This is a genomic window from Sporomusa sphaeroides DSM 2875 (assembly GCF_001941975.2).
GTDB lineage: Bacteria > Bacillota > Negativicutes > Sporomusales > Sporomusaceae > Sporomusa > Sporomusa sphaeroides.
In genome coordinates this window covers 159,547-184,378 of record NZ_CP146991.1, presented here as the reverse complement: position 1 = coordinate 184,378, position 24,832 = coordinate 159,547, and the positions used below count along the sequence as shown (strand labels likewise).

Below are 24,832 nucleotides of genomic sequence, written 5' to 3'. Positions count from 1 at the left end.
GGGGGACAAGGGCGGTGTTGTATGAATAAATAAACACCGTCCCTGTCCCCCTGTTGTTTGTATCCGCCCTTACGTTGTTGGCGGTTTGGCAGTTGCAAATATATTATTAAGCAGCATTTTTATCAGAGTCTGTGGTACAGAAGCTTGCAAAAGTACTGTTTTGCCGTCAACGCTGGTGCTGATGGTAATCGGCGGACTCAGCAGCGTTTCGAACATGCCCGTGCCGTTACCGCTGACTGCATCCACGATTCTACCTGATGATATGGCTACAAGGCTGAGGTTTGTTCCGGTCAGCCGCTCTGTAACTTGGCTGAGCCGCGGATCATTCGCCAGTGTGCGCCGGTTTTCAAGGCTGCGATGGTAAGACCTAAGATCGGCTCTGCCTGGCCTATTCCCAGCACTAGGGTTTGCTGATTATAAGGAAGAAGGTAGAGAGATACGGTTTCCGATCCAAAAAATTGCTTGAGATTGTCCTCAACTTGCACCGACTTGCGTCTGCCATCATGGGTTTTGCTTTTGTCTTTATCACGGAAAGTCAGATCAATCCGGCTGACTTTCAGACCGGCGATATCGACTTTGGCGCTTTTTTCTGCGACCTTCCAGGGAATGTCTTTATCCCGAGCGACAACCATTGCTTTGATGGCACGGCTGAGTTCAAAACTTACCTGCTGCGCATCAGTTGTTTCAAAAATATAGATACCCTGCAGTACTTCGGTAGCCAGCTTAGTCGCCGGGTCAGCAGGTGACTTGGCAGCAGCGGCATACCAAGCAAAACGCTGGTCGCTAAGAAGCAATTTCAACTTGTTAGATTGGGTAATCCATTCATCGCTGCCAGCAGAAAAACGCAGCAGCATAGGAAGATCATGCTGATTTTACGCATCATCATCACTCACAATCATCATAACTCCTATTAACAATCGTGCTTATATCCAGTCCTTGAGACTTTCCCAATTATTATTTATCCTAGAATTTACCTTCGCTGCGACATGTTCCGAAATATCAGAATATGTCTTTGTCTTTTTATAATATCTCATTGCTTCTTCCTTATTCCCCAAAAGTTCGTAACACTGAGCAAGATTAAAGTAGCTTTCAGATAATTTTCCTTTTAATTCTATTTGTTGTTGAAAGTCTTGAATCGCTTCGGTATATTGACCAAGAAGCGCATAGGCATTACCACGTCCAGCGTAAGAATGCGCATCCTTAGGAGCAAGTTCGATTGCCTTATTGGCATCATGTAAGGCTGCTTGTCCGTCTTTTTTCTTTACATATGCATAGAGCCGTTCAGTATAGTAAAAAGCCTCCTTAGGCTTTAACTCTATCGCTTTGGTAATCTCTACTATCGCTTTATCATATTCACCCATCTCTGAATAGGTATAGGCAATATCCGCTAGATATTGAGTTTGCTTGGAATCCAGCTTATTTGCATTATGAAAAGCTTCAATTGCTTTATCATATTCTTTATTTTTCTGTTTAGCCGTTCCTATTTCACCCCAATCATATGCCGTCGGCGGATCAAACCTTAGAGAGTTTAGCATTTCCTGAAAAATTGGTAATGCATCATCATATTCATTCTTCTTCGCCGCGCTAATGACATGGCAAATTTGATTATTATACCAGAATGTAGCCAGCAATGTTCTCGTTTTAGTGCCATCCCTACGAGTAACGGCTAGGGTATTGATTATTGCAGGTTGCCCTGCTACTTTGCTTAGTTTGGCTGGTTCTACAACAGTAGCCCGTGTACCTTGTATCATCGCATCAGCAAACTGCGTTAACCACAGATAATCATCTACTAATGTCCGTGCACCAGGATATGGTGGAAAAAAATAGATGGTGAATACCTTATCTTTCTTCTCGTTATTAAAAAACGCAAACTGTGTTACTTGACTTTCTATTTTCCATTTTTCGGGAACATCAATAGAAAAACCCTGTTTTTTATCCTCGAATACTTGGGCGTTCCCGATAGGAGCAACCAGACATAGGCTGATAGTTAGCAACAATAAAAGCTTCCTTAGCATTGTGCATCCCTCCGTATTTTATATAATCTATGAATGAGCCTCTCGTGCTTCCCACTAGTAAGAACTCTGATAATACCTTAATTCCCGGTCTAGCATCTCTTGATTCCAAAAGACACCTATATCACTGAATTGCGGCGCAATAAGCATTTTTCCGGTAGTATCCATATATCCCCATTTACTCTTCAACTTTACTCCTGCTAACACAGTAAAGTTGATTTCCTATTGCCCTTTTTTACTAAAAAAAGCATATTTTATTAATATATAGTAAATCCTATGCGGATTTTGTCATTATATGTAATACCCGTAACCCAAAAGCAGCTTAACCTTTCTACGGCATACCCTCTATCAGAAAAAAGTATTGAGCTTATGGTAAATGCAGGATAGAATATACTTATACTGCCAAGCTAACACTAACATATGAAAGGAAGTGTAACCTGTATGAAACCAGTATCACTGGCTTATGGAAAAAACGGCTTGAAAATTATGGTACCCGACCGCGCAGTAATAATCGAACCCCGCCATTTACCTGGACTTGCTGATGAAAGAACGGCCGTACAAGAGGCTCTCCGCAAGCCGCTGGGGACACCGCCTCTCAAAGATATGGTTACCGAGAAAGATACTGTTGCCATTGTTATTTCCGATATGACCCGCCCTACCCCGAATGACAAGCTGGTTCCCTGGCTTTTGGACGAACTTGCCCATGTGCCTAAAGAAAACTTTGTCATTATTAACGGTCTTGGCAGCCATCGGGCCAACACGGAAGCCGAGCTTATTCAAATGCTGGGCCAGGAAGTCGTTGATACCGTGCGAATTATCAACCACAATGCTTTTGACCCTGAAGAACTTGTATTGGTAGGTAAAAACAGCTATGGCTCTGATGTTTATCTCAACAAAGTCTATGTAAACTCTACCTTCAAAATTGTAACCGGCTTTATTGAGCCGCATTTCTTTGCCGGATTTTCCGGCGGCCCCAAAGGCATTAACCCCGGGATTGCCGGTATTACAACAATTCAAGGCTTCCATAACGCCCAAATGATCGGCAACCCGCAAAGCACCTGGGGCGTAATTGAAGGCAATGTGGTCCAGGATGCAGCCACCCAAAACTGCCTGATGGCTAAACCGGACTTCATGCTGAATGTCACTCTTAACGGCAACAAAGAAATCACCAGCGCCTTTGCCGGTGATGTAATTACAGCCCATCGCGCCGGCTGCGCCTTTGTTAAGGAACACGCCATGTACCCGGTTGACCAGCCGTTTGACCTGGTTATTACCACCAACTCAGGCTATCCGCTGGACCAAAATCTGTACCAAACAGTCAAAGGTATGAGCGCAGCCGCCCAGATTGTCAAACAAGGCGGAGCTATCCTTTCCTGCTCCGAATGCTCAGACGGCGTACCTGACCATGGTAACTTCGCCAAAATCCTTAAATCAAAAGCTACCCCTGAGGAACTGTTGGCGATGATTAATGACCCCAGCTACTCCGTATTTGATCAGTGGCAGGTGCAGGTGCTGGCAATGATTCTCCTGAAAGCCGAATGCTACCTGTACTCAGAACTTGATGAACAAACAGTGCGTGATGCCAAAATCATTCCGGTAGCCAAACCCTGTGATGCCATCACGACAGTGTTAAATAATAAACCCGGTGCCAGTGTTGCCGTATTGCCACTGGGACCGCTGACCATCCCGTATGTGAAATAGCCGGCTATCCCGGACCGCAAACCAATTTGTTGCCCGAAATACCGTGGAGGAGGAAATATTATGACAAACCTTACCTACGAACAATTCTCAGGCCAAGCCGCCGAGCTTATTCCCAAGAACGCCTTTATGACCACCGCCCATGGCGGCAAAACCAATACTATGACCATCGGCTGGGGCAGTGTCGGCATTATGTGGCGAAAACCGGTATTTACTGCTTTGGTACGCCAATCCCGCTTTACCAAAGAGCTTGTTGAGCAAAGCGGTGAGTTTACCATTACCCTGCCGCTGAGCGAAATGAAAGAAGCTCTGGCACTATGCGGCACCAAATCCGGCCGCGACATGGATAAAATTGCGGCTGCCAAGCTTACTCTGGCTGACAGCCAGGCCATCGCCACTCCGATTATTGCCACTCCCGGCTTGCAGCTGGAGTGCAAGGTAGTCTTCAAACAGACTATGCAGCCGGAAAATCTCGCTGCTGCCGAGCAGGCCTCGTGCTATGCCGATGGCGATTACCATACCCTGTACTTTGCTGAAATAGTGGCGGCTTACAGAACCGAGTAAAAACTTGTTTTTCAGTCTTTTCTTGACTATGCTTAAACGACAGGATTTTGGTCACACATTTTTACAGACAAAAAGGAAGGTCGCAGGCCGTACAGCCTGCGACCTTCCTTTTTGTCTCGCTTCCATGAAAAGGACCGCTGTAAAAACGGCCCCCAACAATTAAAATACCCGCTTAAGCTGCACCGTCCCGGTTACACCTTCCCGTTTCCCCGCATATCCCTGGAGGCCGAGTTCAAGGGTGTTGCTGCTCGCCGGGCGGCTTTTGAAGCTCATGCCAAGCTCAATAATGCCTGTGCCGCCCTTCAAGCTCGGCGCTTCCAGGTCTAAACCATAGACACTGCCCTTAGCTTTGCCGTCAAATTCGTATTCATACGCCAGTCCCACATAGCTGGCTCTTTTGCCGTCAGGCTTTTCCTGGCTCAGCCGCACCCCACCCCGCAGACGACTTGAGTCAACACCGGCGAAGCTGAACGGCTCGCCTGCCACTCTTACATCGCCGGCGTTTTGGTGTGTCCAGAAATATTTAGCGTAGTAATCAAGCGTCTTGTTACCCTCGGTTTTAAGCTTCCCGATGCCGATGTGTGCGCCATAATAGCCGGAGTTAGTGGTGTAAGAGGCGTTGTTTAAGTCGCCGCTGCCAAAAGTCGTCCGGCTTTTTCCGCCCCGCACCGAGCCTTCCAGATAGCGTCCGTCCGGCGCGTCGTGCCGGAGGAGCGCCCCTAAGCCATAGTAGCTGGTATCACCGTCGCCACGGACGCTGGGCATATTGGCAAAGCTGTTGTAGGTATCATAATTGCCCCAGCCTGCCTCCAGAAAAAGTCCTCTGACCAGCGAACCGTTCTCTATATCGCGTTTGGTAACAAAGCCGGCCATGAGGAAGGTGCCGTCCACATCGGCATGCGAACCTGTTTTATAGCGGGATGAACCGCTGGAGACCGCGCCGAAAGAAGCAATATCTCCATTGGCCGCCTTGGCTTTTGCCATAGCATCAGCCATTCCCGTTCCGCCGGCAAGGTCAGCGCCCTGGTTCACAAACGCCATATTGGCGGCATACCCTTCGGCTAGCGCCTTAGTCTGGGGATTCACACCGGCGGATTTTACGGTTGCGGTCAGAGCTGCACCCGCAACCTCAAGGCTGAAGTCATAAAGTATCGAAATACCTGACCGGACATTGGTCGCAGTGTAGCTGTCAGGAGCATTTTGCGTCGAGCTGATCAACGTAATGGTATTGCCGGGAGCCAGGAGAGTGCCGCTTTCCATGCCGGTAATGGCGACATGAGTGCCTGACAAGTCTGTTTGGCTGGTAACGGTGAGAACGGTGCCGCCATTCTGGAGAGAGGCAGGAAGGATGAAGTTGTAGTTTTGGAAGCTGTTCACTTCATGCAGCGTTCCCTGGAAACCATTGAGGTTCAGGATATTGCCGGTAGATGTTGTTCCAGGATTGCCAGTTGTCCAGCCGCCAAAAATCGAAGAAGTGGCTGCCAGTCGTATATTGCCGCCAAGGGTTACCGTATTGTTGTTGGCCGAACCCATAGTACTCATACCGCCATAAACTTCGTAAAGAATTTCACCGCCGGTGATGTTGACTGTATTGCCGGAAGCATTGCCGGTATTCATTGTCTTGCCGCCATAGATGGAACCTGTCTTACCACCGCTAAACAGCACTTCGTTGTTTTCAGCGTTGCCTGTTGAACTAAATCCTCCAACATACTGGTTCGTTTCGCCGCCACTCATGATGCCTTTGTTGCCTGTGGCATTGGCATTAACCGAAACTCCGCCGGTTACGCTGGAAACGCTGCCGCCGCTCATGGTTACGAGGTTATTCTCGGCATTGCCGAAATTACTGTGTGCGCCTACAAGCTGTCCGGTACTGAAATTAACTGTGTCGTCATGGATAATGCCACCAGACATGTGTGCTTCGTTGCCGGAAACTAGACCGGTTTCACTCCAGCCTGCTCTGGCCGTACTACCCATTATCTCGCCACCACTAATAAACAGCTTGTTGCCTGTCACTGGGCCGTTGTCAGATTCCCCCACGTCGATATGATTAACTATAGCGGAACCACTGATGCTTACTGTGTTGCCGGACGAAACACCATCTTTACTATAACCGCCGATAACCCAGCCATTAGATATAGTGCCTAAGCCATCGCCCACCGTGCCGCCGGAAATAATAACACTGTTACCTGTGGCGTCACCGGCAGCATTAGCCGAGCCACCGCGGACTTGTGTTTTAACAGTGCCTCCTGAGATTGTTATTTTGTTATTGGTGGCATTGCCATTAAGGCTTATGCCGCTAATCGCCATTCCCTGAATTGTACCGCCGGAAATAGTTATAGTATTGCCTGCCGCTCCCAAGCCATTCGCGACAGCAGCATCATAACCGCCATAGAAGTTGTTGGTTACATTGCCATTCAAAAAATTCACGGTATTGCCTGTGACTGCCGTGCTGTTTGAGAGACCACCGAAGACCCGGTACGGGTCTGTACCGCTTAAAAAATCTACGGTAACATTGTTGCCGAATGCATTGGCAGGAATCAGACTTGGGTTGCTTGCGCCGCCGATGGGCGCAGTATTTAAGTCCGCCACATCGCCGCTGTATGTAATATCTGCGGCACCGGCGACTGCTGACGTACCAAGCACACATAAGCAGATGGCAAACATGGCTGTGTTTTTGACCACCATGCGCTGTAAAATAACCCGGTACTTGGATACTAACATGCTTATCGCATTATCTGACAGTTTTAACAAAATAATTCCCCCTTTGTTACTTGTCAACCATTCCCGTGAAGTAGTGCGAATAATTCATGCTTTCAGCGTGCCGTACAACCAGTGTTAGCTGTTTTCCGGGATAATCGATTTAACTAGCAACCCTTTATTTACCTAACTATATACCAGGTAAAACTAACAAAAATAGACCCGAAAAGTATCCTATTACTCACATCAGCGTTTTGTATCCGGCAACACCTCCTTGATTTTAGTATAGTGTTTTGCTCTTACCAAACTCTTTCCCTTAATCGCGACTTTCTGAAAGATCAATACTTATTTACAGATTATCTTGATTTTTTATTGATTTTTGAGAAATCCGCTATATAATCAAAGCTGGAGGTGCTTTGCGTGAGATATGAAATCGGTCCAAGAATCCGCAAATATAGAGAAGCCCAAAACCTGAGCCAAAAAGAGCTGGCCAAGCTGATTGGCGTCAGCAACAGCAGGATATCAAATTGGGAACAGGGCATTAATCGCCCTGATGTGGACATACTTGCGTCCATATGTGAAGCGTTGAAGGTTTCTCCATCCGAATTGCTTGATATTCGTCTAAAGCCGGAAGATATGAATGAGCATGAAAGGAAAGTCATCATGGCGTATCGCACCAAGGTTAATTTGCGGCAAGCAGTTGATATTCTGCTTGGTATTGATAACGATGGCGTCAACTGACAATACCCGTGTATTATTGTTGGGGAGGATTAAGAATGAAAGTAATACCCATATATTATGTAGATGCGTTTACCAAGGAATGTTTTACAGGAAATCCGGCGGCAGTATGTGTCTTAACAGAGAGCATTGAAGATAAATACATGCAGCTAATTGCCAAAGAAACAAATTTATCTGAGACAGCCTTTGTTCAACCGCTTGCAGGCCAGGCGGTACATCAGGCAAACAGGTATTCACTACGGTGGTTTACGCCAAAATGTGAAGTGGATCTATGCGGCCATGCAACCATTGCAACATCAAAAATACTGTTTAACCGCCTGGGGATTAACGGGGAACAAATTATTTATGAAACCAAAAGCGGCAGACTCACTGCGCGCAAGACCGATCAGGGAATCAGTCTGGATTTTCCCATAGATGATTTTTCTCCTGTTGCTGTGCCGGCAGCTATTATCGAGGCAATGGGTATCGAAAGCTATGAAAATGCTATAATCGGCAACAACACTAAGAAACTGGTTATCTGTGTAAAGACAAAAAGTGATGTACTAAAACTGACGCCAGACTTTGAAAAAATGAAGAACATAGAATTTGCCATGACGGTAAAAGGCGTTGGTGTTACCTGCAGCGGCGATGAAGACTATGATTGTATATCCAGATACTTTAATCCCTGGGCAGGAATTAATGAAGACCCGGTTACAGGTTCGGTTCATACGGTGCTGGCAGCCTACTGGAGTAAGCTGCTGAAGAAAAGTGAACTCAGGGCCTACCAGGCTTCCGACAGAGGCGGCGAGATGGTACTCAGAATATTGACAGGAAACAGAGTGGAGCTAATTGGCCAGGCCGTAGTTGTATTAAAGGGTGAATTGTACATATAAAGAAGTCCGGCCATTTTACCCCTGACCCATATCAGTGTTTACTTTTTCATGATAATATTAGATAATGAGGAATACTAAAATATAAATGATATGAATACATATAAAGCAATGAAGAAAGGCGTGGATTGTGTGGGATGTGGCTGTGTGCTTCAGGGGAATAAAGTGTGTCTCAGGACAGTATGGGAATCAGACCTGGAGTTAATTTATCGATTAATGACCGATGTATCGGAAAAAGGTGAATACTGGCTGATGGATATTCCGGCTGAACCGGCTTTTCGCCGGGGTTTTGTGGAACGCGGCTTTTGGCATGATAGTTTTGGCCGGATGGTCATTCAAAATAACGCAGGTAATATGGTCGGTGAAATTATTTATTTTAGAAATGCCGATTACCGGGCCGGTTATGAACTCGGTTATCAAATCTTCAAGCGTGAAGACCGGGGCAAAGGGTATATGTCAGAAGCCTTGGCACTGTTCTCGGCTTTCTTGTTTGAATCAAAGCCCATTCCCCGTCTGCAAGTGACTGTGGTAGCCGGCAATGAAGCCAGCCGCAGTGTAGCCGAACGTTGTGGCTACCGTTATGAAGGAACACTGCGCCAGGCAGCTTTTTTGGCAGGTAAGTATGTTGATCTGGAAATACTGGGACTGCTCAGGGAGGATTGCCCGCCCCTGTCGGTGTAGCTGCATACCCGGACGGCAGGTAAAGAGCTGACCGAATAAAATTGCCGCCAGGTGAAATACTACCCGTAAAAGGGGTGGTTTGCATGAATGCGTCACGCGCCGAACAAATTCTCAAGTCGCCGGATACGATTGGCGTAAAGTACCGGAATAACTATGTCTGGATCGAAAATGTTGATAAAGGCCGGAATACGGCTTATGTAACTTATCTTGAGAAACACAATACCGTGCATGTGGATATTGACCAGTTGGAAGAAACCGGACCTATGCCCCAGCACTAAGCAATGCAACAACAAAAGCGGGATTGCCATACCGGCGTTTCGCAATAACCCCAGGAGGGAATTAGAGACCTTCCTGAGGTTATTGCAAGCGCAGCGGGTGGCAATCCTGTTTTATTTTGCACTTTAAAAAACAAGCCCTGTATAATTAGCAGGATTATACAGGGTGTTGTAGTATATATTGCTCAGGACTATAGCGCGGGAAACCCGCCATATGGGCGGATTTTCGCTTTAAAGGCAGGCGAGCTATTTTGATCGACAGGCAGTTAGGCCGGGAAGCAGGAAAAAAGCGCCGCCTGTTAGCCGCAGTAATTGGTTTGGGTGCCGGTGGCGGGCTGCTGGCAATTACTCAGGCCTATTATCTCACCCAGGTGATTGACAGGCTGTTTCTGAGTAAACAGGAACTGGCGTCTGTAGCCGGTCTGTTATGGCTTTTAACCGCCATAATACTGGTGCGCGCCATTGTTACGTATCTGGAAGGTGTGTTGTCCTTTAAGCTGGCGGCAACCATTAAGACCGGCCTGCGGCAGCGGTTGGTGAGCCATTTGCTGGGCCTTGGGCCGGTGACGCTGGCACAGCAGCCGGCCGGCGAACTTATTAATATTGCCGGTGAAGGCGTAGAGCAGCTGGAAGCCTATTTTGCCAAGTATTTGCCCCAGTTGGTTAAAGCCGCGTGTATTCCGGTGTGCATCCTGCTGGTGGTGTGGCCGCTGGATCTGACCTCAGCCCTGCTTTTGCTGGTGACAGCACCCATGATACCTGTATTTATGCTGCTTATTGGCAAGCTGGCAGAAAAGCAGAATCGCAGGCAGTGGGAGACATTAAACAGTTTGAGCGCTCATTTCCTGGATGTTCTGTCCGGCCTGATGACACTCAAGCTGTTTGGCCGCAGCATTGAACAGGCAAGCATCATTGCCCGGGTAAGTAAAGAGTTTCGCGATGCTACCCTGAATGTGCTTAAAGTGGCGTTTTTGTCAGCGCTGGCACTGGAACTGGTGGCTACTATCAGTACAGCACTGGTGGCGGTAACGGTGGGGCTCCGGCTGCTCTACGGTGAGATCGAATTCTCCCAGGCTTTCTTTGTACTGCTGTTAGCACCTGAATATTATCTGCCGCTTCGGCTGCTGGGAACTCAGTTTCACGCCGGAATGGCGGGAAAGGCAGCGGCAGCAGATATTTTCCGGCTGCTGCGCTTAAGCGGCAGCCAGGCGGCAGGCGGGTCGGCTCCTTTGCCAAGACAGCAGCAGATTGCGCTTGCCTTTCGGGATGTATATGCCGAGTATCAACCGGGCGGTCGGCAGGCTTTGCGCGGGATATCGTTTAGCCTGGACGCCGGACAGCATTTGGCGATAGTCGGCCCGAGCGGTGCCGGGAAAAGTACGGTGGCTGCCCTGTTGCTTAATTTTATCACGCCTGCCGCGGGAGACATCGTGGTAAATGGGAAGTTGCTCCAGGGGCTCAGTTCAGACGATTGGCTGCGCCAGGTTGCTTTTGTGCCGCAGCGTCCGCATTTATTTCAGGGATCTGTTGCCGATAATATCCGCCTTGCCCAGCCTGACGCAGCGCTTGCTGAGATTATCAGGGCGGCCAAAGCAGCCGGCGCACATGATTTTATTGAGCGGCTGCCTGCCGGGTATGACACGTTGATCGGCGAAGGCGGTCAAGGCCTCAGCGGCGGCGAATGTCAGCGGCTGGCTATTGCCAGAGCCTTATTGCAGGACGCACCGCTGGTTATTTTGGATGAGGCGGCACGCGGGCTGGATGTTCACTCACAGGCGGTGCTGGATAAGGCCCTGGCAAGGCTGCTGGCAGGACGCACCGCCATAATTATTGCCCACAGGCTAAGTACGGTGCGCCAAGCCGACAAAGTTATTGTGCTGGCAGACGGCCAAATCAGCGAGACCGGTACCCATGCCGAGCTATTAGCCCGACCGGGGCTGTACTGGCAGCTGGTAGGGGCTTCTAAGGGAGGGTATGATGTATAAAATCTTAGCCGGCAGTCATCGTACCTTGTTACTGGCTGCTGCGGCCTGTCTGATCGGCAGTTTTACGGTATATGCCAATGTCGGCTTGCTGGCGGCCTCGGCTTGGCTGATTTCGGCAGCCGCCCTTCACCCGTCGGTGGCAGAATTATCGGTGGCGATTGTCGGGGTGCGCTTTTTTGGCCTGGCCAGAGCTATATGCCGATATGGGGAACGGTATACCAGCCATGACGCTACCTTTCGTCTGCTGGCCGACATCCGGGTGTGGCTCTACACCAGGCTGGAACCGCTGGCACCGGCTAATTTGCCAGGGGTTGCCAAAGGTGATCTTTTTAGCCGCCTGGTAGCCGATGTTGAGACTTTGCAGTTTTTCTATTTGCGGGCGGCATTTCCGGTGGCCATTGCCGTGGTGGTGGCCGTCACGACAGTGGGGTTGTTGGCGTGGCTGGCTCCCTGGCTGGCTTGGCCGGTAGCCGGGGCATTTTTGCTGACAGGCTGTGTTTTGCCAATAGGCATTAGCCGGCTGGGACGTGAGGCCGGCCAAGGGGTTGTAGAGGCCAGAGCCAAACTGAACGGCAGTCTGGCTGACAGCCTGGAAGGACTTACTGAATTAGCGGCTTTGGGCCGGTCGGAGAGACAGGCCGCTTGCATTGCTGCAGCCAATGCAGAGCTGACGGCCTGCCAGGAGCGGGCCAATGTGGTGGCTTCCCTGAGCGATGCCTTAGGAACCCTGGGAATGAACCTGACCGTCATTGCCGTGATCATCCTGGCTGGGCCGCTGGTAGCCGCCGGCCAGTTGGAGGGAGTTTATCTGGCAGTGGTGGCACTGGCGGTACAGGCCAGTTTTGAGGCAATTTTACCCTTGCCGGCGGTTGCCTACTATTTGCAGGAAAGCAACGCGGCTTTTGCCCGAATTGCCGCCATCACCGGCCAACAACCGGCTGTTAACGCTGCGGGAATACCGGCTGTACCTTCAGGACCGCTGGAGTTTTCGGTGAATCGGCTGTCTTTTTCCTACTCGCCTGATTCACCGCCGGTGTTATCCAATATAACCTTCAGCCTGCCTCCGGGTAAACGCCTGGCAATTGTAGGCGCAAGCGGTGCCGGCAAAAGTACGCTGGCCGGACTGCTATTACGGTTCTGGGACTATGACCGGGGATCCCTGCTGCTAAACGGCAGGGATATCAGGGGCTATGAACCGGCAGCCATACGCCGGGCGGTAAGTGTTGTCAGTCAGGATACCTATTTGTTTAACGCTACCATCAGAGATAATATTCTAATAGCCAAACCGGATGCCGCACCGGCCGAATTAAACCAGGCGGTAGCAGGTGCCATGCTGACAGATTTTATTGAACGGCTGCCGCGGGGGCTGGACACCCTGACAGGCCAAAACGGACTGGCGGTCTCCGGCGGGGAACGCCAGCGCATTGCCTTGGCCCGGGCACTGTTAAAACCTGCTCCGGTATGGCTGCTCGATGAACCGACAGCCGGGCTGGACGCCCAGGCCGAAGCGGTTGTCATGAGCCATATTTTGCGCTCTGCAGGCACTCGCTCCCTGGTATTGATAACCCACCGGCTGGTAGGGCTGGAAACCATGGATGAAATCCTGGTCTTAGCTGACGGACAAATTGCGGAACAAGGAGCTTTTGCCGATTTGTTGAAAAAGAAGGGGCTGTTTTACCAGATGTGGGCCCTGCAGGGAGATTTATTAAATATTTCTTGAGAGCCTGGCCCTATTATGGTAAGGTATATATTGGAGGCGATGATATGGCAGAGCCGACCTATTCGGTAGAAAAAAAGTGTCCTGTTTGTGAACAAACATTCAGTGTTACCCGGACGCGCGGCCGGCAGGTAATGGACAAGCAGGATAGTGATTTTTGCGCGCATTTTAAAGATATAAATCCTTATTATTATACGATTTGGGTATGCTCTAACTGCGGCTATGCAGCTGCCGACAGTTACTTTGAGGATTTATTTGTGGCAGCCAAAGACAAGATTGCTAAGTTTTTGGCAACACGCAAAGTCAATGTAAACTATAGCGGGGAACGCACGCGTGACCAGGCGATAGCAACCTATAAGCTGGCGATTTTTTTCGCCGACATGATCGCAGCTCCGGCGAGCCGGCTGGCAGAATTATATCTTCGGCTTGCCTGGTTGTATCGTGAGGGCGAAAACCAGGAAGAAGAAAAAACCGCCCTGCTTAAGGCCTGTGAATATTATGAGCAGGCTTTGATGCGGGAGCGGCTGCCGATCGGCTCCCTGAGCGAGGCGGCGGTTTCCTATTTGATTGGTGAGCTGGCCCGACGGAGCGGGCAAAATGAAAAGGCACTATTATATCTGAGTAAGGTTGTTGGCAATCCTGCAACGAAACTGGAACCGCGGGTTTTAAGCCTGGCCAGAGACGCCTGGCATGAGGCCAGAGACGCCCGGGACCAGGCGGCAGCAGCCGTCACTGATGGCGATTAGCGCCACAGTTTGTTCTAGCAGTAAAAAGGCGTGTCGCTTTTGCGACACGCCTTTTACTGTTCCTCAGCTTTCGGCCACAGGCTGCTTTGCCAGAACAGCAGCAGGTTCCTGAATAAACATGGTAAGGATAAAGCCGGCTATGGGCAGAACCGCCAGCAGATTAAATACCCACGGCAATCCCAAGGTATCGGCAACATGACCAAGCGCCAGAACACCCATAGCCCCTAACCCGATACTGAATCCCAGTGTCAGACCGGAAGCCATAGCAATATTATTGGGCATCATTTTCTGCGCCAGTACCAGACTGCTGGTAAAAGTCATGGCCAGCAAAATACTGACAAGGGCCAGAATAATAAACGCCCCAAAGCCATCCACTACTTTAAAAAGATACAAAAGCGGAGCAACCGGCAAAATAGAATATAGCATAACCCTTTTACTGCCGCAACGGTCACTCAACGGCCCGCCTATTAACGTACCCGCCGCGCCGGCAGCCAGATAAACCGTCAATAAGGATGCGGCATAAGCAGGACTGCCATGCAGGAAGGTGGTGTAATACAATGGTACAAAAGCGCTGAGCCCGGAATTTACAGTGGCCCGCATAAGCACCGTCCCGAGCAGTGCCACCAGCGGCAAATTCATACTGATTGCAATTTTAGCCTTACCAGAGCCGCTCGGTTTACGCTGCGGCAAACTGGCGAACACTTTCATGTTCCAAAGCAGCAAGGCGGCAATTATAATGTTGGGCACCGCGAAAATATAAAGAATATCAGGGCTGCCGACTAGCAAGGTTCCCAAAAATAACGAGCCAAGCGCAAAACCGGCATTGCCACCGACTGAAAATAAACTGGCACCCTTGCCCTTAGCTTCGCCACTCAGCAAATTGATTACTTTTGCTCCGTCCGGATGAAAAATTGCGGCACCTAATCCACTGATGGCTGTACACAACAGGACCAGTGAATAAGTGGGAACCAGTAAAGAAAACAACATCCCGACTCCACTTATAAAACACCCCAAAGGCATCCACCACGGCCGTGATTTTCGATCACTCAGATAACCGAATATCGGCTGGCTGACAGATGATGTCAGGTTTTGCAGTAACACAATGGCTGTTAATTCAGCGTAGCTTAGGCCAAATTTTACTTTAAAATAAGGCAAAGCTACAAACAAGGCGCCTGCCGCCAAGTCAGTCACGGCGTGGGCGCACGTAATCAGCCACAGGGAAGATGGAATACTTTTTACAGACCGCAGCAATATATCACTCCTCATATACTATTTGACAAACTGGATTTACCAGGATAATATTGATTGAACAGCTCTTATTTGTTCATATTATAGTAGATAATCCGGAACATTTCATGGATAATATTAAGCAACTTTAGCACGATATTGATATTATTAGTAAAGGGAGGAATCTTGATGATTATTGCCGGCAACGGTCAGATGATCCATCATAATATAAAAAGCGACTTCCCGATTAACATCGGACGGAGAGAGTCTGTTGAGCCAGGTCCTATGTTAAAAAAGCATTGGCATGAAGAATTAATGATCTTTTATATAGAAAAGGGAAATGCCGTTATTCACTGCAATTCTGAGCCTATCCCTGTAAGTGAGGGAAACCTTGTCATTATCAATTGTAATGACATCCATTATGTAGAAAACTGCTGTGACCATCTTGTCGAAACCTATATTCTCATCGATTTTAACTTCCTCCGCAGTCAGCAGGAGGATATCTGCCAAACCGCATACCTCACCCCATTGATACAAAACCGCATTCGTTTCCAGAATAAAATTGAAAATGACGGCGAGCTGCTCAGCCAGTTCCTTGATGTAATTAACGAATATGAACAGAAACAACCCGGTTATGAGCTATGGATTAAATCCTGCCTTTACCGTATTCTCGCTTTGCTGCTGCGGCGTTATACCATACCGGTTACTGATGAAATCAAAAACCGGCAGCACCACCAGTTACTGCCGGTAATAAAATATGTCGATAAGCATTTTAACCAAAAAATCACCCTTAAGAGTCTTGCCGCTATGGCTAATATTTGCCCCCATCACCTATGCCGTCTGTTTAAAAGCATTACCGGCATGCCGCCCATTGCCTATGTTAATTATTTACGTATCAATGCAGCTATGAAATTACTGCAGCAACATGATTTACCTGTCGGAGAAGTTGCCCTGACCGTCGGCTTTAGTGACAGCAACTATTTCAGCCGCCTGTTCAAAAAATATAAAAATATCTCACCCGCAAAGGTGCCAAAAGAACCGGCCGGCGCAAAAACCGGCTGATTGTGAGCACATCATCCTGGTTCATGCTATCTGTCTCCTTTTATAAAGCAGACTTAGCTTCAGGTGGGGTTTTAACCCCATCTGAAGGTTAGTCGCCCTTATCCAGGGACTTAGTCGCTCTTACTCCCACCTGGAGAGGTGGGAGTCTTAGAGCGAGTTAGTCATCGGATAAATACAAAATGATCCGGCTTTGAATATTCGTCAGAATATGCATAGCCCTGCCGATCAAAGTCTTTGATCTCCTCAGATTCTGTAATCTGACGCTCTGCCAGAAAACGCACCATCTCTCCCCTCGCCATTTTGCACAGGGTACCCTTTTCGATCAGCCTTTCCTCTTTCCATTCGGCAAAGCTGCAGGTCAGAAGGTGAACTTTTTCCGGCAGATAGGAAGAAATAATTTTGCTGTACTCTTTGGAAGCCAGATTAATCAGCAAATCGGTTTCGCCGGCGAGCTGCCGGGCAAGCTTGTCCCCCCAGAACTCATACAGATTGCGGTAACCGTCACCCGCAAGTCCGGCCTGCATTTCCAGGCGGTAAGGCGTCACACCGTCAAAAGGCAGCAGCAATCCATAAAAGCCGGAAAGAATGCGCAAATGCGCCTTAATATAGTCCAAATGCTGGTATTCAAAAATACCGGGAGCCATGTACCGGTACTGGATGCCCTCGTAAGCAAGAAGCGCCGGCGTAAGGCTTTGCCGCAAATCCATGCACTGCAGCCGCTCAAAATTCAGTCTGGCAAGAGAATCACTGCATCCCCAGAGTTTCTTCAACTGCTCATAGGCCATACTCTTCAGACACTTTAGCAGCAGCTCAGCCTCATCGAGAAATTGCGGCAGGCTCTCGTGCGGCAGACTGTCGGTTTCCATATTCATCTTTTTCGCCGGAGATATAATAATTCGCATGTTTTTATCCATTTCAAGCTATTTCATTTGGATTATCATTAGCTTATTAGATAATCCTTATTGTCCAATTCCCAAACCCAAACTGGTACTGAATAAATGCATGAATGATTGAGACCCTCCGAATTATTCGGAGGGTTCTATTTCTTCCATGCCTTCAGGGCCACTTATGATCAGCGCCCAGTTTCTCTTATTGTGTAAAATACGATGGATCTCAATAATCGACCCGCGCCAGACCCATAGGGCTGAATAGTTTGCGTGCACGGAAAACCGTAAGTATCCTTGCTCAGCTAAAAAAGGGTACGCTCTAGGCGGCAAACAGATATTGGGACTATTCGCTAAAACATTGTTTATCCTGGCCTTTACGTCTGCGACAAATTTTCTGGCATTCGCAGAACTGTCTTGCGCTATATACATAGCTGCATCCCGAAGGTCTTTCCGAGCCGTAGGCACGATTTTAACCTGATACTTTCCGCTCTGTTTGCCTGTCGTCATCTTCCCGCTCCCTTAATTCAGCGTCTAATTCGTCCAAGACATCATTAACATCCCGACTTTCGCCTCTGCGGCTCTCGCCTGCCGCTTGAATAAGAGATTTATATAATTCATTTTCTTCTTTAATTTTTTCGAGTTCAGACATTAGAATTTCATAGTTTGTGTGACCAAGGACAACCAGCCTACCAGTGCCTTTTTTCGTGATATATACCGGTAAGCTTTCGGTAATACAAAAATGTTCAATTTCGTCCATCTTTTTTGCCAAATCCGTCATAGGACGAATGATAGCTTTCATATTGTTTCACCTCTTTATGTTAGAACTCTACTTATATCATACCCAAACATCAATATAAAATCAATTTATAATCATTCTATAATCATTAAACTTTGCAAAAACCGATGTGTTTTTGATAGTATCAAAATATCGGTTATAGTGGGCACTGAATCGGAAGTCAGTGTCTCCCGGCTTTATATCAGGGTTTAGGCTGCCAGCTATGCCAATATTAATAACAACATCTGGCGCATACTTCATTAGCATTGACTGGGTACAAATAGCAGCATGTACTTTTCCGACACCACATTTCCCCACTACAATATCGTAGCCATCCAATTTACCTCTATGAAAGGCAGCACCACCGATGATTGTATTACTCACTTCCGTCATATTTTTGGTTAGTTCAACAATTTCAACTTCCATCGCGCCGATAATTCCGATTAACATAGCTTCTCCTTTTTAAACAGGTAATTATCACAGCCTAATAACAGCCGCAAGGACCCCGGTTTTGCCATGTTCGGCCCGGTAAGAATAAAATAGCGGTGTATTGCAGGCTGTACAAACATTACTCAACACAATATTTCGTTTATCTACCCCAATATCCTCAAGCTGCCGGCAGTTGGCCTGCCCCAGGTCAAGCCGCCAATTACTGCCGTGTGGGATCGCGACATCCTCCCACCAGCTAAACGCTTCCCGGTAACAGGCAATGACAGGCTCATCGACCTCATAGCAGCATTGGCCGATTGACGGGCCTATGCCGACAAGGCAATCACCCGGTTCTGTACCAAAATGCTGTTGCATTGCCAGTACGGTTTTGGCGGCAAGACTTGCCGCCGTTCCCCGCCAACCGGCATGACACGCCCCGATGGCCCGGCGCTTCGGGTCAACAAATAATAGCGGCACACAGTCGGCGAAAAAAATCATTAAGGCAACACCCGCTGCATTGGTAACCAGTGCGTCTGTGCCTGGCAGACCGTCACAGTTCAATGCGCCTCTGCCCATATCCCTTTCGGTAACCACAGCCACAGTGTCACCATGTACTTGCTGACCACTTACAACAGTACCGGCAGCTATCCCCAATGCCTGGAAGAACCGTTCACGATTGGCTGCAACTTTCTTAACATCATCGCCGGATCGCAAGCCCATATTTAAAGAATAAAAAGGGGCTTCACTAAGCCCCCCGATTCTGGTTGCCAACCCATGGCAGATTCCAATATTGTTAAAGTGGGCAAAAGTACCATACCATACGTTATTTGCTGCACATTGTATGGAAAAACTCATTTTCAATCTCCTATATCACTTGGTTTTCTAAAAATACATTTACCTCACAACTATATTTCATTGGCCATGGCATTCAATTGCTCAACCATGCTCGTTACTTCCTGAACGCTGGCGGTAACTTCCTCGATGGCGGCTGCCTGCTGTTCAACGGTAACCGAAGTGGCTTGTCCCATGGTTACCGTTTTATTAACTGATTCCTGGATGATGGTGGTAAATTCCTTTATTCTTCCTACAGTTTCTTTAGAATCACCGGAAAGCTTCCTGATTTCTTGCGCCACGACGCCAAAACCAAGGCCGGCCGTTCCTGCCCGTGCCGCTTCAATGGCTGCGTTCAGGCCCAATAAACGGGTTTCATCAGCTATATCTTTGATAAAGTCCATGACTTCATTGATTTTTCCTGATACAACATTTACATTTTGGATTTCGTCGTTAAGGGTATTTTGGTTGGTGCTAACATCACCGGCAGACGCTGCTAATTCTTCCATGGTTGCCGATATTTGCAGCACACTGTCATTAATTAATTCGGCCATATGCTTTAGCCGGTTTTGCTGATACCAGGTTTTAGAAAGCGTATTGGCAACCAGGTACAAAACATTTGCTGCCGCCTCTATGCTTTTTCGGGGCACCTGCTTAATCTCCCGAAGTGCGGCCAGGTATTGATCCGGGTCGACGCCAATTTCCTGGGCCACTTTGCGATAATAGGCTTCATCCGGCGCTGCAATCAATACCTGCCCACCGAGAATGGAACCGATTTGCTGTCCTCCCAGCATAATCGGTACGCCAAAATCAACCAGCCCGGCGTGACAGTCATAGATAGCCGGTTTCCCGGTTCGGGCTGACTCCTCACCGCCTTTGCGGTCGCATTCCATACAGCGGGCAAGCCCGGTTTTGGAACCCCGGGTATATTCCATGCAAAATTTGGTAAAACGGCTGGGCTGAGTAACCGGATTTCCGTCCCTGTCCACGGTAATACTGGCGACTCCTATGGCTTCGGCAAAAGCATCCTGAAATTTTTGCAAAAAATCAACATCAATTATATCCCGTAATTGAACGGCGCTCATATCTGCTACTTCCCGAACCTGACTTGCTGCTCTCGGCTTCATAGTTATCCCTACCTTTCGCTTCATTCCAAGTACAAAACGAAATGCTTTTTGTACTTATGCGGGGATATCGGCACTACAAATCATGCTATGTTCTTCAAGCACGATAATCCAGAGCTCCACCTTTTCTGAATATTTATATTATTATTGTTTTACCCAATAAAACCTGTGTAAAATCTAATGAACATATGTGACTTTCTTGCGTATTTGCTCAGGTAATTTGTCTATTGCGCGCCCATCACAGCTAAATTAACACTCATTTGCCCTGACATGCCATTGTTCAACCATGCTTGTTATGTCCTGAGCCTGGCTGCTTGCGGCTTCATAGCATTATTTAAAGCCTGTAGTTACTATATTGCCGGCCAAATCAACAGTAAATTCCAGAGTATGCCCCTGAGAGCTATGCCTGTCAGGGTGATTTTTCAGTCTGTCAGTAAGATATATCAGTTCCTGGTTGGCAGAACCTAACAGATAGTCTTGTGAAGGCAGATCTTTCTTATACGGCCCTGCCACCAGTACATCGGCAGCCGCCAGCAGGCGGTTCCAGTCAGGGTTATTGGCTGCCGTAAGGTCGGCATAGGTATAGCCGGTAAAGATAACAACCGTGAGCCCGGCTGCCTGCAATTGTTCGGCCAGTCCCGCCAAAGCCGCGGCTTGCGCGAAAGGCTCGCCGCCAGAAAAGGTAACGCCGTCTATTTCCCTGACAGCAAGAATACGGGCAGCCAATTCCGCCGCCGGCAGCCATTCATTGTCCCGGAACTCCAGCATGTCCTGATTAAAGCAGTCTTCGCAGCGGCGGGGGCAGCCCTGCACCCAGACTACCGCACGCAGGCCGGGACCATTGGCGCGTGATTTCGCCAAAAAGGCGGCCATATTAATCAGGCCGCCATCTTCTTGCCTTTGGCTGTTCATCGCTGGTTATTCCTTACCTTGAAGGTATCTGCCGGCTGCTCATAATACTCGGAGTTCATCTCACGCACCTTGACTTCTCCCAAGGCATCCTCAATGGGTTTAGTGATATCCAGGCATTTACCGCCTTTGGCCCCGGCTACCTTGATATTGACTTTGCCGTTGGCGTCAATAGTGATTTCCAGTTCTTCCTTTTCCATAGAAACTCCTTCCTTTCCCTTAGTGCTGGCCTTAGTCCTGGTCTTCTATTTCCAAAAGCACCTGAGCGGAACCTGTTTCCCCGGCAACCTCGCCCGGATAGGAGGCCGACTGGGCGCGTCCCTCGTGCAGCCATTGCCTGAGGTACTGGATATTTTCCCGTTGGGAAACCGACAGCGGCACTTGGCGTTTTAGCGAAATAACCACATCCTCGGTGGTGATTTCACGCATATTATCGCTGAAAGCTAAGTACATGGCATCAATAATGGCCTGTTCAATCTCGGCGCCAACATAGCCGTCCGATTCTTTCACCAGGCGTTTGAGGTCAAAATCACGCGGATTACGATTACGCCGTTTAAGATGGGTGGCAAAAATCTCGCGGCGTTCGGCCATATGCGGCAAATCGAGGAAGAATATCTCATCAAACCGGCCTTTGCGCATTAACTCAGGGGGTAATGCCGCAATGTTATTGGCAGTAGCCACTACAAAGCAAGGCGCTTTTTTATCCTGCATCCAGGTTAACAGGGTGGCAAATACCCGCTGGCTGGTACCGGCGTCACCGGCGCCAAAAGCAAAGGCTTTTTCAATCTCATCGACCCACAGGATGCAGGGGGCAATGGTCTCGGCAATATTGAGCGCCCGGCGGGTGCGGTCTTCCGACTCACCGACATAAGAGCCAAACAGCGCGCCGACATCCAGCCGGAGCAGCGGCAATTGCCACAGACTGCTGATCATTTTGGCGGTTAAGCTCTTACCGGTGCCGGGAATACCTACCATGGCAATTCCCTTAGGCGCCGGCAAACCGTATTCACGGGCATCTTTGGTAAAGGCCATTTCCCTGAGCCGCAGCCAGTCTTTCAACACTCCCAGGCCGCCGACACTTTCAGCCGTCTCGCTGGTATTCAAAAATTCCAGGGCTTCGCTTTGGCGCACAAGCTGGGCTTTATCTTCGGTAATCAGGGAAATACTGCGGTCATCCAAGCAGCCGCAGGTAACAATGGCCTTCGAGAATACGCGGCGGGCCTGGCCTGCCGTCATCCCCATAGCGGCCTGCACCACCTTTTCGCGGCCGGTATCTGTCAGATTGATTTTGACATTGGCCCCTTTCAGCAGTCCGTCAAGTACGCCGTCAAGCTCTTCCCCGGTGGGACGTTTCAGATGCATAACCACGGCTTCATCCTGCAGCTCGTCGGGAATTTGCCCAGTGGGAGTGGTAATGACAAGGGAGGTCCGGGTCTGGGTCAGACGCTGCACAACGCTTCTGAGCTTACGCCTGACCGGCGGATTGGTCCAAAAGTCATGAAAATCCTTGCAGACAAAAATTGTCCCGGTATTCTCCATCCCTTCCTTTTCCATCAAATCCAGCGCCACCAGCGGATCCCGGCACTTTAAATCAAGGGAGGTACGCCCGGTAAGCACCGTAAAGGCATCGGCAACGTCCCAGGACAGGCAGGTGCGGTTTTTTTGCTCGCACACAGCCTTAACATGCTCGATGGCGCGCTGCTCTTCAGGTGTCACGATGACAATGAGTGTAACCCGCGCTCTGATATAGGTATCGAATTGTTCGGCAAAATTATCCATAGTGTTAACCTCCTCTACACCCATCTTCTCACCGTCAGGCGTATTTCCCCGCCGGCGTCCCGCTGCTGTTCCACAACATTAAAGCCCTGGCGGCGTACCTGCTCCATGACGGTGGTCAGCGCATATTGCTGCTGAACCTTGGTGGTGAACTCCTGTTCATTGGTCCCCTGCACGCCAAACCAGTCGGTCACAAAGCTGTACGTGCCGTCAGGACCCAGCACAAAACCAATATCATATCCCTGCTGCATGCGGACAGCAATATCAACCGGGGTTTCCTGCCGGCGATAGCCTGTAATCAGGGTATTTTCCTCAACCTCATAGCCTAATTCCCGTAAGGCACTCAGCAGGATCTCTTTATTTTTTATCTTGGTTGCCACCTGAGTAAAATGCGACATCACACGCTCCTCCTTTACACTAACTTAGCGACTACCGCCCTGTCTGCAAGCAGTTCGCCGCTGCCGGCCGCTGTCGCTGTTACCAGTAACTGCCCGGCACTATCCAGGCTGACGCTGACTGTCAGCACTGCCTGCCCTTTAGCGGCCGGCAGCCGGGTTGTCAAAATCAGCGGATTGTCCTCATTAATACACTGCCCGCCATCTTCCAGGCGGTAGATAAATAACGCAAACTCCTGCTGCCCGTCATAGCTGGCCTTAACCGTAAATTCACCGACCGCGCCGGTACTCGGATAAAACATGCCTGCTCCCACAAGCTCACGGTACTGGTAACCTGCTGCCGCTAAAAAACGCAAACCATAGCTATGGCGGATATAGCCGCAGGCATCCTCCCCGGCGGCCAGAGCTGCGCCGCCGCAAGCGGCAGCAGCCAGCGGCTGCTTATCATATACCGGAATCCCGGTAAAAAGGCTGTGCAGTGCTGCCACAATCGCCGGGGTTACACTACTGCCTGTTACCACTGCCCCTGCCAGGCTGCCGACCGGATACCCCAGCCGCTCAGCCTCCCGTAACACCTGCTGTACAATAGCTGTCAACTGCATCGGTTCACCGCCCGGCTCCTCGCCGGTCAGCCATTCGGCACAGCGGCTCAGCACCCGCAGGTGCCGCTTACTGGTATCATCCTGGGAAAAAGAACCGCTGCCGCCTGAATAAGGGTAGCAGCCGCCCGGCCCTGACATCAAACACCTGGCATCTGCCATGTTTTCCTTGCCTGCAGGAATAGTCACCCGGACAATGACAGCCTCCACCATATCGGCGTTTACCGTAATAACAACATATACTGCCTCAGGCTTAAGCGGCATACCTGCCCCCCTGGCGGCCGCCCATGGTTGTTCTACCAATTCCAAACGGCTAAAGCCCGCCTGGCGGACGGCATTTTCCAGCCAGCGCCGGTAACGCTGCCAAATCTTTTCCGATTGGCACGCCGCTGCCGGCATCGTAAACATAATAGCCGCTTCACCGGCTAATCCCAGAGCCTGACCGGCACGGCTGATAAACGAAGCTAAGTAGTCTCCGGCGATCTCCTGTCCGCTCAGCCGCCGTCTGCCGGCCAGGCTATACACCGTTTTGCCGGTAATTACGTCGGCCTGTAAGTTACTAAATAGTTTCCGCTCAACAGCCACGCCGCTCAGTCCCTCTGCCGCCTCTTGCCCGACCAGCAATACCTCACCGGCCTCGGCTGCTCCATAGCTGATTAAAGACGGAGCCGCGTACACCCTTTTCGCCTGACCAACGGCATTTCCCGGTATCGGGCGGGTCACGCCGGGAATATATAAAACCTCCGCCTGCCGGACATCCTGCCGCCAATAGGCTGCCACCGTATAGCAATTGCCAAAATCAATAGTCAGGCCTCCAGCCATTGGCATCACCCCTT

General features: G+C 49.4%; 27 protein-coding genes. 10 read left to right on the top strand and 17 right to left on the bottom strand.

What is annotated here, in order from left to right:
* Nucleotides 1–69 precede the first annotated feature (69 nt).
* From SPSPH_RS00730 to SPSPH_RS23485, 4 genes are all read right to left on the bottom strand, one after another.
* On the bottom strand, nt 70–246 hold the full coding sequence (locus SPSPH_RS00730) for a hypothetical protein (protein ID WP_158027031.1): 177 nt from the start codon (nt 244–246) through the stop codon (nt 70–72).
* Nucleotides 247–290: 44 nt separating this feature from the next.
* Nucleotides 291–854, bottom strand: a complete 564-nt coding sequence (locus SPSPH_RS00725; RefSeq protein WP_075752277.1) for a hypothetical protein — start codon at nt 852–854, stop codon at nt 291–293.
* Between the two features lie 69 nt (nt 855–923).
* The gene (locus tag SPSPH_RS00720; RefSeq protein WP_075752275.1) at nt 924–2,015 is read right to left on the bottom strand and encodes a tetratricopeptide repeat protein; all 1,092 of its coding nucleotides are present in this window, start codon (nt 2,013–2,015) and stop codon (nt 924–926) included.
* A gap of 54 nt (nt 2,016–2,069) precedes the next feature.
* Nucleotides 2,070–2,219 carry a WG repeat-containing protein gene (locus SPSPH_RS23485; RefSeq protein WP_422396961.1) on the bottom strand — a complete coding sequence of 50 codons (150 nt, stop codon included), beginning with the start codon at nt 2,217–2,219 and terminating at the stop codon, nt 2,070–2,072.
* A gap of 234 nt (nt 2,220–2,453) precedes the next feature.
* Between SPSPH_RS23485 and larA the strand changes: the two genes are divergently transcribed.
* Both larA and SPSPH_RS00710 read left to right on the top strand, forming a co-directional pair.
* On the top strand, nt 2,454–3,713 hold the full coding sequence (gene larA / locus SPSPH_RS00715) for a nickel-dependent lactate racemase (protein WP_075752273.1): 1,260 nt from the start codon (nt 2,454–2,456) through the stop codon (nt 3,711–3,713).
* Between the two features lie 60 nt (nt 3,714–3,773).
* Entirely contained in the window at nt 3,774–4,274 is a 501-nt protein-coding gene (locus tag SPSPH_RS00710; protein ID WP_083945333.1) for a flavin reductase family protein, read from the top strand.
* Nucleotides 4,275–4,433: 159 nt separating this feature from the next.
* Here SPSPH_RS00710 and SPSPH_RS00705 read toward each other — a convergent pair whose 3' ends face one another.
* A complete protein-coding gene (locus SPSPH_RS00705) occupies nt 4,434–7,025 on the bottom strand; it encodes an autotransporter outer membrane beta-barrel domain-containing protein (RefSeq protein ID WP_075752268.1) in 2,592 nt (863 codons plus the stop codon).
* A gap of 366 nt (nt 7,026–7,391) precedes the next feature.
* On the opposite strand from SPSPH_RS00705, the gene SPSPH_RS00700 reads away from it, so the two are divergent.
* The 7 genes from SPSPH_RS00700 (at nt 7,392) to SPSPH_RS00670 (ending at nt 13,982) form a co-directional block, all read left to right on the top strand.
* Nucleotides 7,392–7,712, top strand: a complete 321-nt coding sequence (locus tag SPSPH_RS00700) for a helix-turn-helix domain-containing protein (RefSeq protein WP_075752266.1) — start codon at nt 7,392–7,394, stop codon at nt 7,710–7,712.
* 35 nt (nt 7,713–7,747) lie between these two features.
* Complete coding sequence (locus SPSPH_RS00695) at nt 7,748–8,581, top strand: PhzF family phenazine biosynthesis protein (protein WP_075752264.1); 834 nt, start codon at nt 7,748–7,750, stop codon at nt 8,579–8,581.
* Nucleotides 8,582–8,743: 162 nt separating this feature from the next.
* Entirely contained in the window at nt 8,744–9,259 is a 516-nt protein-coding gene (locus SPSPH_RS00690) for a GNAT family N-acetyltransferase (protein ID WP_233138619.1), read from the top strand.
* Nucleotides 9,260–9,342: 83 nt separating this feature from the next.
* Nucleotides 9,343–9,537 (top strand): H-type small acid-soluble spore protein, encoded by a 195-nt coding sequence (locus tag SPSPH_RS00685; protein ID WP_075752262.1) that lies wholly within the window; start codon nt 9,343–9,345, stop codon nt 9,535–9,537.
* 248 nt (nt 9,538–9,785) lie between these two features.
* Nucleotides 9,786–11,519, top strand: coding sequence for a thiol reductant ABC exporter subunit CydD (cydD, locus tag SPSPH_RS00680; RefSeq protein WP_075752260.1), 1,734 nt, complete (start codon nt 9,786–9,788; stop codon nt 11,517–11,519).
* Nucleotides 11,509–13,239 carry a thiol reductant ABC exporter subunit CydC gene (gene cydC / locus SPSPH_RS00675; RefSeq protein WP_075752258.1) on the top strand — a complete coding sequence of 577 codons (1,731 nt, stop codon included), beginning with the start codon at nt 11,509–11,511 and terminating at the stop codon, nt 13,237–13,239. The genes cydD and cydC overlap by 11 nt, the downstream gene beginning before the upstream one ends.
* Before the next feature lie 44 nt (nt 13,240–13,283).
* Nucleotides 13,284–13,982 carry a DUF2225 domain-containing protein gene (locus tag SPSPH_RS00670; protein WP_075752256.1) on the top strand — a complete coding sequence of 233 codons (699 nt, stop codon included), beginning with the start codon at nt 13,284–13,286 and terminating at the stop codon, nt 13,980–13,982.
* Between the two features lie 63 nt (nt 13,983–14,045).
* On the opposite strand, the gene SPSPH_RS00665 is transcribed toward SPSPH_RS00670, so the two are convergent.
* Nucleotides 14,046–15,233: an MFS transporter gene (locus SPSPH_RS00665; protein WP_233138618.1), complete on the bottom strand. Its 1,188-nt coding sequence runs from the start codon at nt 15,231–15,233 to the stop codon at nt 14,046–14,048.
* Nucleotides 15,234–15,398: 165 nt separating this feature from the next.
* On the opposite strand from SPSPH_RS00665, the gene SPSPH_RS00660 reads away from it, so the two are divergent.
* Entirely contained in the window at nt 15,399–16,271 is an 873-nt protein-coding gene (locus SPSPH_RS00660; RefSeq protein ID WP_083945331.1) for a helix-turn-helix transcriptional regulator, read from the top strand.
* Nucleotides 16,272–16,432: 161 nt separating this feature from the next.
* Here SPSPH_RS00660 and yaaA read toward each other — a convergent pair whose 3' ends face one another.
* The 11 genes from yaaA to SPSPH_RS00610 form a co-directional block, all read right to left on the bottom strand.
* The gene (gene yaaA, locus SPSPH_RS00655) at nt 16,433–17,173 is read right to left on the bottom strand and encodes a peroxide stress protein YaaA (protein ID WP_075755877.1); all 741 of its coding nucleotides are present in this window, start codon (nt 17,171–17,173) and stop codon (nt 16,433–16,435) included.
* A gap of 123 nt (nt 17,174–17,296) precedes the next feature.
* Nucleotides 17,297–17,587: a type II toxin-antitoxin system RelE/ParE family toxin gene (locus SPSPH_RS23480; RefSeq protein WP_416341275.1), complete on the bottom strand. Its 291-nt coding sequence runs from the start codon at nt 17,585–17,587 to the stop codon at nt 17,297–17,299.
* Nucleotides 17,588–17,627: 40 nt separating this feature from the next.
* A complete protein-coding gene (locus tag SPSPH_RS00650) occupies nt 17,628–17,957 on the bottom strand; it encodes a hypothetical protein (RefSeq protein WP_075752249.1) in 330 nt (109 codons plus the stop codon).
* Nucleotides 17,958–18,017: 60 nt separating this feature from the next.
* Nucleotides 18,018–18,383, bottom strand: a complete 366-nt coding sequence (locus tag SPSPH_RS00645; RefSeq protein WP_075752247.1) for a 5'-methylthioadenosine/S-adenosylhomocysteine nucleosidase — start codon at nt 18,381–18,383, stop codon at nt 18,018–18,020.
* 27 nt (nt 18,384–18,410) lie between these two features.
* Complete coding sequence (gene pgeF / locus SPSPH_RS00640) at nt 18,411–19,217, bottom strand: peptidoglycan editing factor PgeF (protein WP_075752245.1); 807 nt, start codon at nt 19,215–19,217, stop codon at nt 18,411–18,413.
* A gap of 50 nt (nt 19,218–19,267) precedes the next feature.
* On the bottom strand, nt 19,268–20,320 hold the full coding sequence (locus SPSPH_RS00635) for a PocR ligand-binding domain-containing protein (protein ID WP_075752243.1): 1,053 nt from the start codon (nt 20,318–20,320) through the stop codon (nt 19,268–19,270).
* A 327-nt stretch (nt 20,321–20,647) separates the two neighbouring features.
* The gene (locus SPSPH_RS00630; RefSeq protein WP_075752241.1) at nt 20,648–21,229 is read right to left on the bottom strand and encodes a 4Fe-4S single cluster domain-containing protein; all 582 of its coding nucleotides are present in this window, start codon (nt 21,227–21,229) and stop codon (nt 20,648–20,650) included.
* The gene (locus tag SPSPH_RS00625; protein ID WP_075752239.1) at nt 21,226–21,426 is read right to left on the bottom strand and encodes a DUF2997 domain-containing protein; all 201 of its coding nucleotides are present in this window, start codon (nt 21,424–21,426) and stop codon (nt 21,226–21,228) included. The genes SPSPH_RS00630 and SPSPH_RS00625 overlap by 4 nt, the downstream gene beginning before the upstream one ends.
* Nucleotides 21,427–21,457: 31 nt before the next feature.
* A complete protein-coding gene (locus SPSPH_RS00620; protein ID WP_075752237.1) occupies nt 21,458–23,005 on the bottom strand; it encodes an AAA family ATPase in 1,548 nt (515 codons plus the stop codon).
* A gap of 14 nt (nt 23,006–23,019) precedes the next feature.
* On the bottom strand, nt 23,020–23,400 hold the full coding sequence (locus SPSPH_RS00615) for a DUF1257 domain-containing protein (protein WP_075752235.1): 381 nt from the start codon (nt 23,398–23,400) through the stop codon (nt 23,020–23,022).
* A gap of 14 nt (nt 23,401–23,414) precedes the next feature.
* Nucleotides 23,415–24,818 carry a hypothetical protein gene (locus tag SPSPH_RS00610; RefSeq protein WP_075752232.1) on the bottom strand — a complete coding sequence of 468 codons (1,404 nt, stop codon included), beginning with the start codon at nt 24,816–24,818 and terminating at the stop codon, nt 23,415–23,417.
* Nucleotides 24,819–24,832: the final 14 nt, after the last annotated feature.